Annotated in this window: 16 protein-coding genes; 6 read left to right on the forward strand and 10 right to left on the reverse strand. The window is 54.2% G+C overall.

Features of this window, described 5'->3' with window-relative positions:
* Positions 1-15: 15 nt before the first annotated feature.
* The 5 genes from C7433_RS18710 to C7433_RS18730 all read right to left on the reverse strand — a co-directional run bounded on the left by C7433_RS18710 (position 16) and on the right by C7433_RS18730 (position 5014).
* Positions 16-1119, reverse strand: a complete 1104-nt coding sequence (locus C7433_RS18710; RefSeq protein ID WP_033738282.1) for an extracellular solute-binding protein — start codon at positions 1117-1119, stop codon at positions 16-18.
* Positions 1120-1150: 31 nt separating this feature from the next.
* Positions 1151-1987 (reverse strand): ABC transporter permease, encoded by an 837-nt coding sequence (locus C7433_RS18715; RefSeq protein WP_006121122.1) that lies wholly within the window; start codon positions 1985-1987, stop codon positions 1151-1153.
* Entirely contained in the window at positions 1987-2853 is an 867-nt protein-coding gene (locus C7433_RS18720) for an ABC transporter permease (protein ID WP_039342799.1), read from the reverse strand. The genes C7433_RS18715 and C7433_RS18720 overlap by 1 nt, the downstream gene beginning before the upstream one ends.
* Complete coding sequence (locus tag C7433_RS18725) at positions 2850-3950, reverse strand: ABC transporter ATP-binding protein (RefSeq protein ID WP_054632917.1); 1101 nt, start codon at positions 3948-3950, stop codon at positions 2850-2852. Before C7433_RS18725 ends, C7433_RS18720 begins: the two co-directional genes overlap by 4 nt.
* 290 nt (positions 3951-4240) lie before the next feature.
* Entirely contained in the window at positions 4241-5014 is a 774-nt protein-coding gene (locus C7433_RS18730) for an inositol monophosphatase family protein (protein WP_039342793.1), read from the reverse strand.
* A gap of 294 nt (positions 5015-5308) precedes the next feature.
* On the opposite strand from C7433_RS18730, the gene C7433_RS18735 reads away from it, so the two are divergent.
* A complete protein-coding gene (locus C7433_RS18735; protein WP_110268705.1) occupies positions 5309-6439 on the forward strand; it encodes an ROK family transcriptional regulator in 1131 nt (376 codons plus the stop codon).
* Between the two features lie 73 nt (positions 6440-6512).
* Here the strand turns inward: C7433_RS18735 and gorA are convergent, their stop codons facing one another.
* Positions 6513-7865, reverse strand: coding sequence for a glutathione-disulfide reductase (gene gorA, locus C7433_RS18740; RefSeq protein ID WP_033738266.1), 1353 nt, complete (start codon positions 7863-7865; stop codon positions 6513-6515).
* A 124-nt stretch (positions 7866-7989) separates the two neighbouring features.
* Here gorA and rnz point away from each other — a divergent pair, with 124 nt between their 5' ends.
* Entirely contained in the window at positions 7990-8901 is a 912-nt protein-coding gene (gene rnz / locus C7433_RS18745) for a ribonuclease Z (protein ID WP_033738264.1), read from the forward strand.
* A gap of 3 nt (positions 8902-8904) precedes the next feature.
* On the opposite strand, the gene C7433_RS18750 is transcribed toward rnz, so the two are convergent.
* Complete coding sequence (locus C7433_RS18750; protein ID WP_110268706.1) at positions 8905-9720, reverse strand: CPBP family intramembrane glutamic endopeptidase; 816 nt, start codon at positions 9718-9720, stop codon at positions 8905-8907.
* 61 nt (positions 9721-9781) lie between these two features.
* Positions 9782-10624, reverse strand: coding sequence for a 23S rRNA (adenine(2030)-N(6))-methyltransferase RlmJ (locus C7433_RS18755; RefSeq protein ID WP_006121111.1), 843 nt, complete (start codon positions 10622-10624; stop codon positions 9782-9784).
* A 321-nt stretch (positions 10625-10945) separates the two neighbouring features.
* On the opposite strand from C7433_RS18755, the gene prlC reads away from it, so the two are divergent.
* Both prlC and rsmJ read left to right on the forward strand, forming a co-directional pair.
* Positions 10946-12988 carry an oligopeptidase A gene (gene prlC / locus C7433_RS18765; RefSeq protein WP_054632922.1) on the forward strand — a complete coding sequence of 681 codons (2043 nt, stop codon included), beginning with the start codon at positions 10946-10948 and terminating at the stop codon, positions 12986-12988.
* A gap of 7 nt (positions 12989-12995) precedes the next feature.
* A complete protein-coding gene (gene rsmJ, locus C7433_RS18770; protein ID WP_033738260.1) occupies positions 12996-13748 on the forward strand; it encodes a 16S rRNA (guanine(1516)-N(2))-methyltransferase RsmJ in 753 nt (250 codons plus the stop codon).
* 64 nt (positions 13749-13812) lie between these two features.
* On the opposite strand, the gene uspA is transcribed toward rsmJ, so the two are convergent.
* The gene (gene uspA / locus C7433_RS18775) at positions 13813-14250 is read right to left on the reverse strand and encodes a universal stress protein UspA (protein ID WP_006121100.1); all 438 of its coding nucleotides are present in this window, start codon (positions 14248-14250) and stop codon (positions 13813-13815) included.
* 424 nt (positions 14251-14674) lie between these two features.
* On the opposite strand from uspA, the gene uspB reads away from it, so the two are divergent.
* On the forward strand, positions 14675-15010 hold the full coding sequence (gene uspB, locus C7433_RS18780; protein WP_006121097.1) for a universal stress protein UspB: 336 nt from the start codon (positions 14675-14677) through the stop codon (positions 15008-15010).
* Positions 15011-15046: 36 nt separating this feature from the next.
* On the opposite strand, the gene pitA is transcribed toward uspB, so the two are convergent.
* Entirely contained in the window at positions 15047-16549 is a 1503-nt protein-coding gene (gene pitA / locus C7433_RS18785) for an inorganic phosphate transporter PitA (RefSeq protein ID WP_033738258.1), read from the reverse strand.
* Positions 16550-16790: 241 nt separating this feature from the next.
* Here pitA and C7433_RS18790 point away from each other — a divergent pair, with 241 nt between their 5' ends.
* On the forward strand, positions 16791-17975 hold the full coding sequence (locus tag C7433_RS18790; protein ID WP_199227870.1) for an NAD(P)/FAD-dependent oxidoreductase: 1185 nt from the start codon (positions 16791-16793) through the stop codon (positions 17973-17975).
* The last annotated feature ends 21 nt before the right edge of the window (positions 17976-17996 follow it).

The following is a 17996-nucleotide window of genomic DNA, read 5'->3' on the forward strand; positions in this document are numbered from 1 at the left end:
CGGGTTAGCACAGGCTTACTTAAGTAAGACCTGGTTAGAAAATTCGGTTCTGACTTCGTCGCCCAGCGGTTTAGGCATGAACTGGGTACCATGAACACGTTCTTTGCTGTTGATCAGACCAGCATCGCGATTCACTTCTTTATTTTGTGGCGTAATGCCATAAACCTGTTGAAACAGCCTTTGTGTCGTAGGCAGCGTCAGCCAGTGGATAAACAGTAATGCTGCCGCTTTGTGCGGCGCATTCTTGGGAATCGCCACCATATTTCCGCCGCCGGGCATGCCGAAATCGGGGATATAGAGTCGGATGGTTTTGGGGACTTCGCCGTGGTTTTCTAAGCCCACCAGATAGTCTTCCCAGGCGGGGACCAGCAGAAACTCACCGCTCACCAGTCGCGTTACGCTGTCGGCGTTAGAGGCGGTAATAATGTAATCAGGACGCAGTTGTTTGAACCAGTTCCAGGCCGGTTGTAAGGCCGTCAGGCTTTTTACATCCGCATCGCCTTTGGTGAAATCAAAGCCAGGCACCAGCGTACGTGTGACAGATTCAATAAACGCCGGACCGGAACCGCCGTTTTCCACGTTAAAGCCAAACTCCTGAGGATGAGTCTGCAGGAAGGTGGTGAGCTGCGGCAGGGTACGGGGCAACTCGCTTTCTTTCATGCGGCGCGAATCGTAGGCCAGGCCCGTCTGATTGCCCCAAAATGCCACGCCATAACCTTTACTGTCCGTACCCTCAATGGTGTAGTTCAGGGTTTTGCCTTCCGGCAGCAGTGTATTAATCGGGCCAAAAAACGTTTGCTGAGGCGATACCGTACCGAATGCGCCTCCGCCAATCGAAAACACATCAATATCGCCTGTTTCCCGTCCCCGGTCAGCCATGAGTTTATTAATATTGCCTTGCAGCGGACCTTCAGAGATCGTAACAGCAATACCGTACTGTTTTTCAAACAGGCTGACCTGCTCTTTAAGACGATCCTGGTAATACCATTGGTACCAGGTTAATTTCCCTTCTTTTTTAGCCTCGTCAACAATATGTTGCCAGTCCATTTGTGTAATATCCTGAGCCTGAGTACAAAAAGCCCACGCAAGTAATAATAAGGTGGCAGATCGTCTGAACATGATTTTCCCCAGTTAAGCGAGTTAATAACCGTCAGCCTTTTCCAGCAAAAGCGGCGACGGGATTCTTTGTCAGTAATTTTTCAGCTATCAGCATTAAAATGACATTCGGCACGACCAGCATTAAAGAAATAACAGCGGCATTAGGTCTGATAAAGTTGTAACCCAGATAAGAATAAAGAATGGTCGGTACGGTAATAAAATCCGGCGAGCCGACAATAAAGCTAATGGCGAACTCTTCGATGGATAACGTAAAGACAATAATTAAGGCCGCAAATATGCCGGGTCTGATAGTTGGCAGGCAGGCAACTAAAAAACGATTTACTACAGACGCGCCCATATCGCGGGCGGCATCCAGGGTGTCCTGACGTATTTGAGAAAAGGAAAGGGTCAGAATCCTCACGGCATAGGGCATTAAGATGATGGTATGTCCCAGTAAAATGCCGACAAACCGACTGTGGATGCCCACCACGTTCAACAGCATGGAAAAAAACAGCGCAATCACAAAGCCGGGCACAATGAGCGGAAGCAAAATCGCATTCTGTAGCAGGGATTTACCCGTAAACGACATCCGGCCAAATGCCCAGGCCGCTGGCAGGGCCAGTAGCAACGTGAGCACAGAGACGGTTGCCGCCAGTAAATAGCTGTTCTTCAGCGCCTGCGGCAGGGCCGTGGTCGTCCAGACTTCGACCCAGCGGCCCAGGGAAAGCACGGGCGGCAGGGCATCCGGCCAGGCCCAGGGATGTGTTTTATCCACCAGGGACCACAGCACGGTCAGAATAAAGGGGATCACCAGCCACAACATGAACAGTGCGGTAATCAGGATCATCATCATGATACGCAGGGGCGACATGCTTTTTCTGGCTCTCATCATTTATGTTCTCCCACTTTTTGCAGCCACTTCGCCACACCGGCCAGCACCACCGCACCGACAAACGCCGCCAGCATTAATATCACCGCCACCACGGCCGCAAGGTTCCAGCCCTGGGCGCTGATTTCCGGAAAGCGCAGCATGTATTGCGACAGGGAGAAAACGCTGGTGGGGCCAGCCACGACCTGGAATGAAAAGTCGCCCAATGCGCCAATGAAGATCAGGATCAGCGAGACCTGAACGGCTTTGATGGATAAGGGCAGAATGATCTGTAAAAGGCGGGCGGTTTTGCCTGCGCCCAGATCGCGGGCCGCATCAACGATTTCGTCCCCGATAGCGCGCAGGCTGCCGGTGATGATCAACAGGGCATAGGGAAGCTGTTTCCAGACCTGCAGGATAATGACACCAATGCCCCAGCGATCATTCTGCATACGGATGGGTTGCGAGATGATGCCCAGTTTGAGCAGGCCGAGGTTAATAAAGCCCTGCCAGGAAATCAGATTGATGAACAGCAGGGCGGCGACCAGCCCGTGTACCATCAACGGGGCTTTCAGTAAGCCGCTCATCAGCACAGAGCCGGGAAAGGGCTTTCTCAGCCACAGCGCCAGCGGCAGGGCCAGCGCCACAGACAGGACGGCACTGACCACGCCAATTTTCAGGGAATAGCCGGTGGCGCGCCACAGCTGACTGTCGTTCAGGATGGTTTCCCAGTACTGCAGCGTAAAATGCGCAGGCGCGCCAAAGTTGAACAGTCCGACAGATTGCGCGATGGCCATAACGACGATCAGAATCAGGGTGAGCACGACGGGAGCGACCGCAGGCAGCACCAGTAACCAGGCGACTATGTTTCGGTTGTGCACTTTCATGACCAGCTTTCCTGCAAAAAGCGAATCCTGTCAGGCGCGATGGAAAAATTAACGCTATCTCCTTCCCGAATGTGATTTTTACCGACTAACTGAATATGCCACTGGTATTCCGGCTCTTCATGGTCCTTTGGGTGAACCTGTAGCTCGGACAGGTTGCCCAGAAAGCTCACGGCACCTATTTCGAAAGCACGGGTATTCATACCGGTTTCCTGTTCGCTCAGCAGAGCATCTTCCGGACGCCAGAAGGTGTATACCTTGTCGGAAAGGGGCGGAACAGGACTGTGAATGTTCATTTCACCCAGCACGCAGGAAACACGATACATTCCGGTGTGACTGTCACCGTCGATGACATGCGCTTTCATCACATTCGCCTGGCCAACAAAGCCCGCAACAAACCGGTTAACCGGCGAGTAATAAATATCTTCAGGGGTGCCGGTTTGCTCAATGCGTCCGGCGTTCATAACCACGACGACGTCAGACATGGACAGGGCTTCTGCACGGTCATGGGTCACATAGATAGCGGTAAACCCGTGTGAACGCTGCAGCTGGCGGATTTCGAGGCGGACTCTGTCGCGTAATGTGGCGTCGAGATTCGACAGCGGTTCGTCGAACAACACGATTTCGGGCCGCACAGCCAGCGCTCTGGCCAGCGCGACACGCTGCTGCTGACCGCCCGATAACTGCGCAGGCAGCTTCGGTAAGTGGGCGTTTAACGAGACCTGAGCGGCGGTTTGCGTGACGCGATCCTGTCTCTCCGCTTTGGCCATTTTCCTCTGCTTCAGCCCAAACCCAATGTTTTCGGCCACAGACAGGTGAGGGAACAGCGCATAGGACTGAAAGCACATGGCCGTATCGCGGTGCTCAGGTTTAACCTGATGCATGTCCTGCTGGTGAATCAGGACTTCCCCGCTGTCCAGGCTGTAAAAGCCCGCAATCACTTTGAGCAGCGTGGTTTTGCCACATCCAGACGGACCCAGCAGGGAAACGAACTGTCCTTTTTCGGCCTTCAGTGAAATGCCGTCCAGCGCGACAAAGTCGTCGAATCTGAGCATGGCATTATTGATTTCAAGCGTATTCACGTATGGCTGCCCCGTCATTGAAGAAATGTGTGCATCTTAATTAATGCGATGCGCATAATAATTTGATGCGGCGAAATTAGGCAATTTCAGGCAGGTTAAGAATTTATTAATTTTATAAAACCCATATTTAACATGATAATACTGAGGTGATTTGATTTCGTACATTTACTCTGCTAACTATTATCATGCATAGTGAATAATATTAAGGGCAGAACGTTTGTCGGTCATATGAAGAAAAAAGCGGGGAGGACAGCGCCGAAACGCTGTCCTGAAAAGACGGCAGGAAGAGAGCGCGGACTGACGGATATTCAGGCGGGGGTAAAGCGGGGATGCGGAATAAACTGGGCGGAAAGGCGATTGAGTGCCGCGGTGCCAACACTCACATGTGTTGAACTTTTTTCCTGGCTCCCGGCCAGATGAGCATCAAGCCCTGCGGCTTTGCATAGGGCATAGCCCGCGGAAACATCCCACATACTGCTGAAGCACTCCTGATAGCCATCGACATAGCCCAGCACACTAAAGCTTAAACCGATGGTGGCACAGCGGTAGCGCACCACATTCCAGCCAGTATCCCGGTACGCTTTTTCAATGCAGAGCTGGTGGGTGAAGTCCCATGAAGGACTGTCGCCAATGGCAACGGTTTTGAGTCCCTGGGCGATTTCGGGTCGCGTAAAAGGCTGGCCGTTAAAATAAATGCCGGCCTCCTTGCCCCCGCTCAGCATGATGTTTAACACCGGATGAACAATCACCCCAATGACCGGTTCGCCGTCGATGACATAACCGACAGAAATGCCCCATAACGACGAGCCACGGAGAAAGTTACTGGTGCCATCAATCGGATCGACCGACCAGTAACGGTCACTGAGTTCGCCGCCTTGCTCTTCGCCAATGACGCGTTCATTGGGGAAATATTGCGCCAGACGTTGACGAATCAGCTTCTCAACCTCCTGATCTGCTTCACTGAACACATCCTGGGGCCTTTTTTCGCAGATTTCTAATTCACTGAGCTGCCTGAAATAATCCAGCGCCAGCTGTGATGCCTCTTGAGCAATACGTTCAATTACCTTTACGCGCGTATCCATTCTTAATCCGTTCATTTTGTGAAAGGTCCTGAGCTCGTTCGTTTACCTTGTGCTGCACAATGACTCAGCAACGGGAAACGCTGATTTAATATAATGCTTTACGCATGAAATTAGAGTGTCGGCCTGTTTTGTGTCAGTATTATGATGATTTGGTGATGCGATTTTTTTTAGGAATATCGTCCTGAATCAGCATGTTCACACAGCACGTAAAGGTCAGGCGCATGACTATTCGGAACGCATAAAAGCGTGCTAGGGTGTAACAGAACCTGTCATTAAAACGGTGAGGATAACGTGGTGGTTCATGGATATTCAGGTCGTGATGAAGTCGAACTTAATCGCAGTGAAAAACTTATTCTTGAGCTTGTTCGCCGCAATCACGGCATTTCCCGCTCCTCGCTGGTTTCACAAACGATTCTGAATCAGTCATCGGTTCACCGTATTGTTGATACACTGACCGAAAACGGTTTTCTCAGCCTGGGGGAATCGCCCTCACAGGGAAGGGGTAAGCCCAGCCCGTCGTTATCCCTGAATCCGGACGCACGTTACAGTTACGGTATTTCCATTAACTCTGACAGCGTGGCGGCAAGCCTGATTAATTTCCGCGGCGATATTATCGAATACTGCGTGCTGGACACGCTGCCCGGCAATCCTGCCCGAACGCTGCTGGATCTCAAACGCCATTATCTGGATACCTTAAAACATATTGGTATTTCGTCAGAAAAAGTGTGTGGCGTCGGATACAGCATGGCGGGCTTTCTGTATGACGCCCGGAAATATTTTAATCCGCCAGAACCGCTGAAAACCTGGATGGGCATTGATCTGCGCCGTGAAATTATGACGCTGTTTGACCGGCCCGTCTGGATTGAAAATAACGCCACGACGGCCGCGCATGCAGAAGCTTTTTTAGGCGCGGGCCTGCACTACGAGACCTTCGGCTACCTCTCTTTTAATTACGGCTTTGGTGGCGGCATTGTCATTAACGGCAAACCGTTTCAGGGCGCTTTTGGCAATGCGGGCGAGATCAGCCGGATTTTTTCGCCGGAAGAGGGCAAACTGCGTCCTGCGCTGGGGATCTTAATTGATCGACTGCGCAACGGCGGTATTGAAATTCACAACATTCGCGATCTGAATAATAAATTCGATCCGGACTGGCCCATTGCCCGGCAATGGGTCAACGAAGTCACGCCCAATTTACATCGGGCCATGGATGCCCTGAATGCCGTTATCGATCCCGGTGCCATTATTTTAGGCGGCGAATTGCCCCGTAAGCTGGGCGAAATGTTTTTAGCCATGCCCCGGGTCAGTTCGGGCAAACGCTGGAATATTTCGGCGGAGTATCCGGATATTCTGCTGAGCACTATTGAGGGCGACAGCTCGGCACTCGGTGCGGCGTTGACGCCGCTGCGGGAGACCTATTTCAACTGATAAATCGCTCACTGGCGCGAAGGCCAGCGAGCGGTGGTCTCTCTGCTGTCTGTCGGCAGCAGAGAGGAACGGGTTAGCGCATGGTGACAAACTCTTCCGCCGCCGTCGGGTGAATCGCCACGGTATTATCAAAGTCTTTTTTGGTCGCGCCCATTTTTAACGCAACCGCAAAGCCCTGCAGCATTTCGTCCATACCACTGCCAATGCCATGAATGCCGACGATTTTTTCCTCCGGACCGACGCAGACGAGTTTCATGCGGCACGGCTGGCGATGCTGCGTGACGGCGGTGTACATCGCGGTAAAGGCGGACTTGTAGACTTTCACCTGGTCATCACCGTACTGTTCGCGCGCCTGCGGCTCTGTCAGGCCCACCGTGCCGATGGGGGGATGGCTGAACACCACAGTCGGGATATTGCGGTAGTCCAGATGCTCATCCGGTTTGTTATTGAACAAACGCTCTGACAGGCGACGGCCCGCCGCGACGGCGACCGGCGTCAGTTCGACGGCACCGGTGTTATCGCCGACGGCATAAACGCCAGGCACGTTGGTGTTCTGGAATTTATCGACCTTGATGTAGCCTTTCTCGTCCAGCGCCACACCCGCTGCCTGAATATTCAGGCCGTCGGTTTCAGGAACGCGTCCAATCGCCCAGACCAGGCAATCAACCGTGTATTCACTGCCGTCTTCCAGCTGCAGCGTCAGGCTGCCATCGGCATTTTTTACTACCGCTTTTGGCGTCGCCTGCGTATGCAGCGTTGGGCCTTCCGCGTTCATCACCTCAACCAGCGTATCCGTAATTAGCGGATCAAAATTGCGTAGTGGCGCATGTTTGCGAACAAACAGATGGGTTTCTGAACCTAATGCGTTTACCACGCCCGCCAGCTCAACGGCGATATAGCCCGCGCCGACCACGGCGGTACGTTTTGGCAGGGCATCCAGCTCAAAGAAGCCGTCAGAATCAATCCCGTATTCCGCGCCGGGAATGTCGGGATGACTCGGGCGTCCGCCCGTAGCAATCAAAATATGATCGGCGGTGATCGTTTCGCCATTCACCTCAACGGTATGGGCATCAATAAAACGGGCAAAACCGTGGATCACATCGACCTTATTTTTCCCCAGAACATTGTCGTATGATTGGTGAATACGATCGATATAGGCGCTACGGTTTTTCACCAGCGTGCCCCAGTCAAAGCGATTAACGGTGGTATCAAAACCATAATCCGGCCCGTAAAGATGAATGGCCTCGGCAATTTGTGCGGCGTGCCACATTACTTTTTTCGGCACGCAGCCGACGTTGACACAGGTTCCGCCCAGCGCTTTGGCTTCAATCAGGGCGCACGTCTGGCCATAGCTTGCTGCACGGTTAATTGAAGCGATACCGCCGCTGCCGCCGCCGATGGCGAGATAGTCATAATGTCGGGTCATGGAAGTCTCATCCGGTTACTGGGAAAGTGATAGAGAGTGTAACGCCGCAGGGTACGGCGTCGCAAAAATTGCGCCTATGATTGTAACAGGCCTTATCGTTTCATTATTTACAGGGAAGCATAGCATGTACCTGACTTTTCTTGGCACCGGCGGGGGCGCGCCGAGTCTGCAACGCAATGTCACTGCCATCGCGTTTACCCGCGACAAAAGCGGCGCCACCTGGCTGTTTGACTGCGGTGAGGGCACGCAACTCCAGTTTATGCGCTCAGACCTGAAGCCTGGCAAACTCGATAAAATCTTTATCACCCATCTTCATGGCGACCATATTTTTGGGTTGCCGGGCCTGCTTACCAGTCGCTCGATGGCGGGGTTAACCACGCCAATGACGGTTTACGGTCCAGCAGGGCTGAAAGCCTTCGTTGAAACGGCACTGTCGCTGTCCAGCTCGTATACCGATTACCCGCTGGAGATCGTCGAGATCGCCGCGGGTGAGGTACTGGATGATGGCGAATTTCGCGTGACCGCCTGGCCGATGAATCACACCATTGCCTGCTTTGGCTATCGCATTGAGCAGCATGACAAACCCGGTTTTCTGGATGCGCCTCGCCTGAAAGCAGAGGGCGTACCGCGCGGACCCTGGTATCAGCAGTTAAAGCAGGGCGACACGATTACGCTGGAAGACGGGCGTACCGTTAACGGCGCTGAGTATCTTGGGCCGCCAGTGAAAGGCAAAACGCTGGCCATTTTTGGTGATACTGCGCCCACTGACGTCGCGCTACAGCTGGCGGCGGACGTTGATGTGATGGTGCATGAAACCACGCTGGAAGAGGCGCTGGCTGAAAAAGCCAACGGACGCGGTCACTCTACTACCTTACAGGCTGCGACGGTGGCAAAGCAGGCCGGAGCAAAGCGCCTGATTGCCACCCATTTTAGTTCGCGTTACCTCGCCCGGGACATGGCGCGCCTGCTGGCAGAATGCCAGCGCATTTTCCCTGACACCGAGATGGCGCACGACCTGGCGGTCTTCACGCTGTAGGGATCAGTGCGCCAGCGCAGGGTAGGTAAAGAACAGCAGGTGGACCATGTTGAGTGCAAAATGGAACGCGGTCGCCAGCCACAGGCGGCCGCTCCAGTGCCAGACCAGACCATAAATCAGTCCGGCCAGCGCGGCAAAGATCATCAGCAGCACCCCGCCAGATGCATGGGCCAGACCAAACAGCAGTGCCGTTACCAGCAGGGCGATCACGCCGCCCCATTTCTGGCGCAGGCGCTGCTGGAGATAACCCCGGAAAAACGCCTCTTCGGCCAGTGAGACAAAAAACAGGTTGGCCAGCGCAAACGCCCCCAGCCAGTCCGGAAGGTGCGTTTCGAGGGCAAGGCCGCCCAGCAACACGGCGCTGCCCAACAGCAGCGGCACGGCGGCGACAGGCGCGAGCCACCAGGCCGGCGAGCGCGGCGGATGCGCCTCTGCGTTGAACAGCGTCGGCAGACAGGCCAGCAGCAGAAAAGGAATCAGCGCTTTATCGAAATTAAAGGAAAATGAGAAGGGTACGCTGCGGGCACCGACCTTAACCGCCTCGACCTGCGGGGGATTATTGAATCCCGGAATAAGGTGCAGCATCAGCGCCAGCGCAATCAACACCAGAAGGGCTTCGCTGACGATCTGCCATCGCCGACTCCGGCGATCGTAGATACGAAACGCGACCAGGGCAGCGACAGCCGCAAACACAAAGGTAACGGGCCAGTCGAGGACGTTTTGATAAACGCCCAGCGCCGTTGCCAGCGCGAGCAATAACAGAGAAAGGCGTTTCGCCGGTTGCAGGGCGGCCAGCGCGCCCGCCAGGATGATCCACATAAAAATGACCTACGTTCAACGCCGCCGTGCTGTGCGCGGCGACGTTAAGCTGGGAAAGGAATTATTCAGGTACGATTTGGTTAACGCTGAAATGGCCTGTGCCGGTTGGCACCAGCTTCTGATGCAGCCACGGCAGCAGCGTGTTCATTTGATCGGCCAGCTTCCACGGGGGATTGATGACAATCATGCCGGACGCGGTCATGCCACGCTGATCGCTATCGGGGCGCACGGCCAGCTCAATCTGCAGGATATTACGGATGCCCGTGGCCTCCAGCTCGCGCAGCATATGTTTGATTTGCTGACGCAAGACGACCGGGTACCACAGCGCATAAATACCGGTACCGAAACGTTTGTGACCTTCCTGAATGCCTTTTACAACAGCCTGGTAATCACTTTTCATTTCGTAAGGCGGATCAATCAGTATCAGTCCACGACGTGACAGCGGTGGCAGCTTCGCTTTTAGCTGCTGATAGCCATCGGCCCTTTCAACGCGCGCGCGACTGTCTTTGCTGAACTCGGTACGCAGCAGCGGATAATCGCTGGAATGCAGCTCGGTCAGCTGAATCTTATCCTCAGGGCGCAGCAGATGGCGGGCGATTAGCGGAGAGCCAGGATAGTAGCGCAGCGTGCCGTTACGGTTCAGGGCATGAATCGCATCGAAATAGGGTTGCAGCAGGGCGGGCGCGTCCGGTTGTTGCCAGATGCGTCCGATGCCTTCCAGATATTCACCCGTGCGCTCTGCGTGCTCGCCGCTGAGTTGATAACGTCCTGCACCGGCGTGCGTATCCAGATAGAGAAACGGTTTTTCTTTCTCTTTTAACGCAGTGATGATGAGGCTCTGTACGGTGTGCTTAAGCACGTCGGCATGGTTGCCAGCGTGAAAACTGTGGCGATAACTCAACATAAAAAAGGGTATGTCCGCGGTTGAAGCTAAAAATAATCAAGTTGGCCCGATTATAACGACAGATAAGAATAATTGCTGGCATTTCGCGCACGGCAGCGGGCCTCTGGCCCTGGATTACAGGGTAAACCTTCTGCGCCATCGGTGTGTTAGCCTGTTTTATCCTCTGCTATGGTTAATCCAAACGCCGGCGGAAGGCCAGCCTGGCGCTATTCTGCTATTCATGACCGGTTACACCATTGATTTTCAGCATTCCAGACCGCATGTTAATAAGATTGCGTTGCGCGATTCATCGCGCCCCACACATTGTTAAAGGACTGCGCTATGACTAATCCGTTACTCACCTCGTTCACGCTTCCCCCGTTTTCGGCGATTAAGCCTGAGCACGTGGTGCCTGCCGTGACCGACGTTTTAAATGAATGCCGGGCGATGGTGGAAAAAGTGGTAGCGCACGGCGCACCTTACACCTGGGATAATCTTGTCCAGCCGCTGGCAGAAGCCGACGATCGCCTGAGCCGTATTTTTTCGCCGGTCAGCCATCTGAACTCGGTTAAAAACAGCCCGGAACTGCGTGAAGCCTACGAGCAAACGCTGCCGCTGCTGTCTGAGTACAGTACCTGGGTTGGTCAGCACGAAGGGCTCTATCAGGCTTACCGGGATTTAAAGGAAGGCAGTCATTACCGCACGCTGGATCAGGCGCAGCAGAAAGCCGTCGATAACGCCCTGCGTGACTTTGAACTGTCCGGGATTGGTCTGGAAAAAGACAAGCAGCAGCGCTATGGCGAAATTGCCGCGCGTTTGTCTGAGCTGGGCTCTGCCTACAGTAACAACGTGCTGGATGCCACGATGGGCTGGAGCAAGCTGATCACTGACGAAAGCGAACTGTCGGGCATGCCGGAGAGCGCACTGGCCGCAGCGAAAGCGCAGGCTGAAGCCAAAGGTCAGGAAGGCTGGTTGCTGACGCTGGATATTCCCAGCTACCTGCCGGTGATGACCTACTGTGATAACGCCGCGTTGCGTGAAGAAATGTACCGTGCTTATTCCACCCGCGCCTCCGATCAAGGCCCTAATGCGGGCAAATGGGATAACGGCCCGATTATGGCCGAGGAGCTGGCTCTGCGCCACGAACTGGCTCAGCTGCTGGGTTTCGACTCCTTCGCGGATAAATCGCTGGCAACCAAAATGGCGCAAAGCCCTGCTCAGGTGATCGATTTCCTGAACGATCTGGCCGACCGCGCACGTCCACAGGGCGAGAAAGAGCTGGCGCAGTTGCGTGCTTTCGCGAAGAAAGAGTACGGCGTGGAGACCATGAATCCCTGGGATCTGACCTACTATGGCGAAAAACAGAAACAGCACCTCTACACCATTAGTGATGAGCAACTGCGTCCTTACTTCCCGGAATCCCGTGCGGTGTCTGGCCTGTTTGAAGTCGTCAAACGCATCTATGGCATCACCGCCAAAGAGCGGACGGATGTGGATGTTTATCACCCGGATGTGCGTTTCTTCGATCTGTTTGATGAAAGTGGCGAGCTGCGCGGCAGCTTCTACCTTGACCTGTATGCGCGTGAGCATAAGCGTGGCGGCGCGTGGATGGATGACTGCGTTGGGCAGATGCGTAAAGCCGATGGCAGCCTGCAAAAACCGGTCGCTTACCTGACCTGTAACTTTAACCGTCCCGTCAGTGGTAAACCGGCGCTGTTCACGCACGACGAAGTGATCACCCTGTTCCATGAGTTTGGTCACGGCCTGCACCATATGCTGACCCGCGTTGAGGCGGCTGGCGTGTCAGGCATTAACGGTGTGCCATGGGATGCGGTGGAACTGCCAAGTCAGTTCATGGAGAACTGGTGCTGGGAGCCGGAGGCGCTGGCGTTTATTTCCGGGCACTACGAAACCGGCGAGCCGCTGCCTGAAGACCTGCTGAATAAGATGCTGGCAGCGAAAAATTACCAGGCGGCGTTGTTCATCCTGCGCCAGCTGGAGTTCGGTCTGTTCGATTTCCGTCTGCATACTGAATTCAACCCAGAAAAAGGCGCACAGATCCTGGAGACGCTGCGCGAAGTGAAAAGCAAAGTCGCCGTGGTCCCCAGCCCGGAATGGGGCCGCTTCCCGCATGCGTTCAGCCATATCTTCGCGGGCGGATACGCAGCGGGTTATTACAGCTATCTGTGGGCCGATGTACTGGCGGCGGATGCGTATTCACGTTTTGAAGAAGAGGGCATTTTTAACCGCGAAACCGGTCAGTCCTTCCTCGACAACATTCTGACGCGCGGCGGTTCGGAAGAACCGATGGAGCTGTTTAAACGCTTCCGTGGCCGTGAGCCTCAGCTGGATGCCATGCTGGAACACTACGGTATTCAGGGATAAGCCGTACGTGAAAATTTGTTTGTTTGATGAAACAGGCGCCGGTGACGGCGCCTTATCTGTTTTGGCCGAACGCTGGCAACTGACGCATTGTGACGATGCGGTGCTGGCGCTGGTAAAGACCGCAACGCATCTTGAACTGCGTAAGCGGGATGAGCCTAAACTGGGCGGCATCTTCGTGGATTTTGTTTCCGGTGCCATGGCGCATCGCCGGCGTTTTGGCGGTGGCCGTGGCGAAGCGGTAGCAAAAGCGGTCGGCATTAAAGGCAGTTACCTGCCCGATGTGGTGGATGCGACCGCCGGGTTAGGGCGCGATGCGTTTGTGCTGGCGGCCTTAGGCTGTCGGGTGCGCATGCTGGAACGGCATCCCGTGGTGGCGGCGCTGCTGGAAGACGGGCTGGCGCGTGGCTATCAGGATGCGGAAATTGGTGGCTGGCTGCGTGAGCGTCTTTCACTGATTCATGCCTCCAGTATTCAGGCACTCACCGATATTGCGCCACCGCCAGATGTGGTTTATCTCGATCCTATGTATCCCCATCGACAAAAAAGCGCCATGGTGAAAAAAGAGATGCGGGTGTTTCAGTCATTAGTCGGCGCGGATGAGGATGCGGATGCCTTGCTGGAACCGGCACGCCGTCTGGCAAAGAAGCGTATCGTGGTGAAACGTCCTGATTATGCGCCACCGCTGGCCGGTGTCGTGACGCAGTCTGCGGTGGTCACGAAAAGCCACCGCTTCGATATCTATCCGCCGCTCGCGGAGTAGTCATGTCAAGCCGGTCGGCGACGACGTTCCTTCACGTCAACCGCCCCGGCTTTTTTCGTGCGGGTTATTCGTCATCCTCGTCGCGCAGTGGCACGATCAACATGTCGATATGCACGGTGTTGATCAACTGACGCGCTGATGACATCAGCTTGCTCCAGAAGTCCTGATGATGACCGCACACCACCATGTCCACGTCGTATTTTTTAATCGCATCGACCAGCACCTGGCCCAGATCGCCACTGCCGCTCAGGGTTTCGGTGATGGGATAGCCCGCTGCATCTGACAGATTTTTCAGCGCCAGATGGGTTTCTTCAGAAATCCGCTTTTGCATATCGCCCAGGTTGACGTCAATCAGGCCGGTGTACAGATCAGAGTAATTCACATCGACATGAATCAGCGAAATTTTGGCGTCGTAAGGGCGCGCGAGCGAGACAGCTTTATCCACTAATAACTGACTTTCTGGCGAAAGATCGACTGCAATCAGGATATGTTTATAAGCCATGATATAACTCCTTCCACGAGATTCAGAATGGCAGCGGTTTCCAGACGCGTCACAGCTGCGAAATCCATTGCGCGAACGGGCGATGAGCGCCACCAAATTGGGTAACCTGCAATACAGGCAATGCTGTTGTTATACCTGAAAGTATAGCCCTGTGTGTTAACAAATGCTTCTGAAGCCGTCTGGCTTGTGAATAAGATCAATGATGAACGATTTTTACTCGTATAAAACGAAAATCCTCGCTGGTAAAAAATTGAACATTTCTCCTAAACTAAAAAAAGCAGCCTTGATCACATGGCTGTTACTTTTCTGATGATTCAAAAATAAAACTACAAATCGCTTAACGGGGTTGTTGGCAAATTCTGCAGGGACTGTTCAGCATGGTGCGCGTTCTGCACTGTTCTGCGGTGCCGGTAAGGAGGGTGACATGATCAGCACTATCGCGCTTTTTTGGGCTCTTTGTGTGGTATGCCTTGTAAATATGGCGCGCTATTTCTCTTCGTTGCGTGCGCTGCTGGTGGTTCTCCGGGGTTGCGATCCCCTCTTATACCAATATGTTGACGGCGCGGGTTTTTTCACCTCCCATGGTCAGCCTGGCAAGCAGGTGCGGCTGGTCCGCTATATTTGGGCAAGGCGCTATCTTGATCATCATGATGACGAATTTATTCGCCGGTGTGAGCGGGTAAGAGGCTTGTTTTTGTTGACCAGTTCGCTGTGCGGATTAGTCATTATCAGTTTGATCGCCCTGGCTATCTGGCATTAAAAAGGGCGACCGAAGTCGCCCTGATGTGCTGCTTACTCAGATGAGCTTCAGCGCTATCCAGTAGAGTGAACCTGATAACAAAATACAGACCGGCAGGGTGAAAACCCAGGCCATGGCGATGTTTTTGATCGTTTTACTCTGCAGTCCGCCACCGTCGACCAGCATGGTGCCGGCCACGGAAGACGAGAGGATGTGGGTCGTGGAAACCGGCATGCCGGTGTAGCTGGCAATCCCTATGGACACTGCGGCAGTAACCTGCGCCGACATGCCCTGCGCATACGTCATGCCTTTTTTACCGATTTTCTCACCGATGGTGGTGGCCACGCGGCGCCAGCCAATCATCGTGCCGATTCCCAATGCCAGTGCGACCGCCATGATAATCCACACCGGCGCGTACTCAATGGTGTTCAGCAGGTCGCCTTTGAGCTTGCCCAGGAAGCGTTTATCCTCTGGCGAGGTTTCCGGCAGCTTCGCCGCTTTATCGGCCGTATCGGAAATACACAACAAGAGGCGACGCATCTGGCTGCGTTGCTCAACCGACAAGTCGTTGTAATTTTGCAGATTGTTCAGAAGCACCTGCGCACGCTGCACGGCCTGAAGCGCACGCGCACTGTCGCAGTGAAACTCTTTGGGACTGGTGGGTTCGACTTCTTCCGGCGTGGGCAGCTTAGGCGGTGCCATCTGGATAATATGGGTCAGTGATTCGCTGTGCTGCTGGTAATACTGTTCCAGGTGATTCACAGCATCGCGCGTTCGCGTGATGTCGTAACCCGACGCGTTCATATTGACCACAAAGCCCGCTGGCGCAACGCCAATCAGGACCAGCATAATCAGACCAATGCCTTTTTGCCCGTCGTTAGCACCATGTGAATAACTGACGCCAATGGCGGAGACAATCAGGGCGGTACGGGTCCAGAAAGGCGGTTTTTTCTTGCCGTCAATCTTCTCACGGTCAGCGGGCGTCATATGAATGCGTGCACGCTTTTTAGTGTTGCTCCAGTAACGGCGCAGAAGGAAAATCAGGCTGCCCGCAATCACCAGACCGACAATGGGAGAGAGAATGAGCGACAGGAAGATATTCAGCACTTTCGGAATGTTAAGCGCATCCACCACCGATGTCCCGCTCATTAACGCATTGGTTAGGCCAATACCGATAATCGCGCCGATCAGGGTGTGAGAACTGGAGGCCGGAAGCCCTAAATACCACGTTCCCAGGTTCCAGATAATCGCGGCCAGCAGCATGGAGAAGACCATAGCAAGACCGTGAGCGGAGCCAACATTGAGCAGCAGATCGGTCGGGAGCATATGCACGATGGCGTAAGCCACGCTTAATCCGCCGAGCAGCACGCCAAAGAAATTGAATACCCCAGCCATTAACACAGCAAGCTGAGCACGCATAGCGCGTGTATAGATGACCGTCGCAACCGCGTTGGCCGTATCATGGAAGCCGTTAATTGCTTCGTAAAACAATACAAACAGCAGAGCAAGAACCAGTAACAGGCCGGTGCTAAGATCGAGACCAGCAAACAGATGTAGCATAGACGTTACGCCATTTTGGAGGACATGAACGCGGCGCATTATCCGCGACAATATGTGGTCTGGGAAAGGAAAATATAGACCTGAACCGGCTTAAAAGTGTCAATTTTGTAAGCTTAAAGGCGTAAATTCCTTTAAAATTATAAAGTTACATTATGACATAATTGCGGCAATTTTTTGACACTGGCATCAACGCAGGCAGATCACTACAATCTGCCCCTCTTTTATCAGGTGGACAATGGCAGTGGAACAGTTTGACGTTATCGTGATTGGAGCAGGGGCCGCGGGGCTTTTTTGTGCCGCGCAGGCTGGACAGCGCGGTCGCCGCGTATTACTGCTGGATAACGGCAAAAAGCCGGGCCGCAAGATTTTAATGTCAGGCGGTGGGCGCTGCAATTTCACCAATCTCTATACCGAACCGGCCGCCTACCTGTCGAATAATCCCCATTTCTGTAAGTCAGCGCTGGCGCGTTATACCCAATGGGATTTTATCGATCTGGTGAATCGTCACGGCATTGCCTGGCACGAGAAAACGCTGGGGCAACTGTTTTGCGATGAGTCTGCGCAGCAGATGGTCGATCTCCTGCTCGCCGAGTGTGAAAAGGGGCGTGTGACCCTGCGTTTGCGCAGCGAAATCCTGAGTGTAACCCGCGACGAAGCGGGCTACGTCCTGCAACTCAACGGCAGCAGCGTACAGGCAGAGAAGCTGGTCATCGCCAGCGGCGGGCTTTCCATGCCGGGCCTGGGCGCGTCACCGTTTGGCTATAAAGTGGCCGAGCAGTTTGGGTTAACGGTGTTGCCAACCCGTGCCGCCCTGGTGCCCTTTACGCTGCATAAACCCCTGCTTGAACAACTGCAGACACTCTCCGGTGTGGCGCTGGACACGAGCATCGAAGCGAAAGACGGCACCGTCTTCAAAGAGGCGATGCTGTTTACCCATCGTGGCCTGTCCGGCCCGGCGGTCTTGCAGATTTCCAGCTACTGGCAGCCGGGTGAGTTTATCTCGGTCAATCTCTCGCCTGCCACGCCGCTGGATGCGTTCCTCACGATTCAGCGTGACGCGCACCCGAATCTGAGTCTGAAAAACAGTCTGGCGAAAATTCTGCCTAAGCGCCTGGTCGAAATCTTACAGGAAATGCAGGTGGTGCCGGATGTCACGCTGAAGCAACTGAACAGCAAGCAGCAGTCAGCGCTGGTGCAGACGTTGCACAACTGGCAGGTGCAGCCCAACGGCACGGAGGGTTACCGTACCGCTGAAGTCACGCTGGGCGGTGTGGATACGACTCAGCTGTCCTCTAAAACAATGGAAGCACGTGACGTGCCGGGACTCTATTTTATCGGTGAGGTCGTTGACGTGACCGGCTGGCTGGGAGGCTATAATTTCCAGTGGGCCTGGAGCTCGGCCTGGGCTTGCGCGCAGGCCGTGTAACGTGCTTCGCCATCAGTGACG

The sequence above is a fragment of the Pantoea sp. PNA 03-3 genome, assembly GCF_003201175.1.
GTDB lineage: Bacteria > Pseudomonadota > Gammaproteobacteria > Enterobacterales > Enterobacteriaceae > Pantoea > Pantoea stewartii.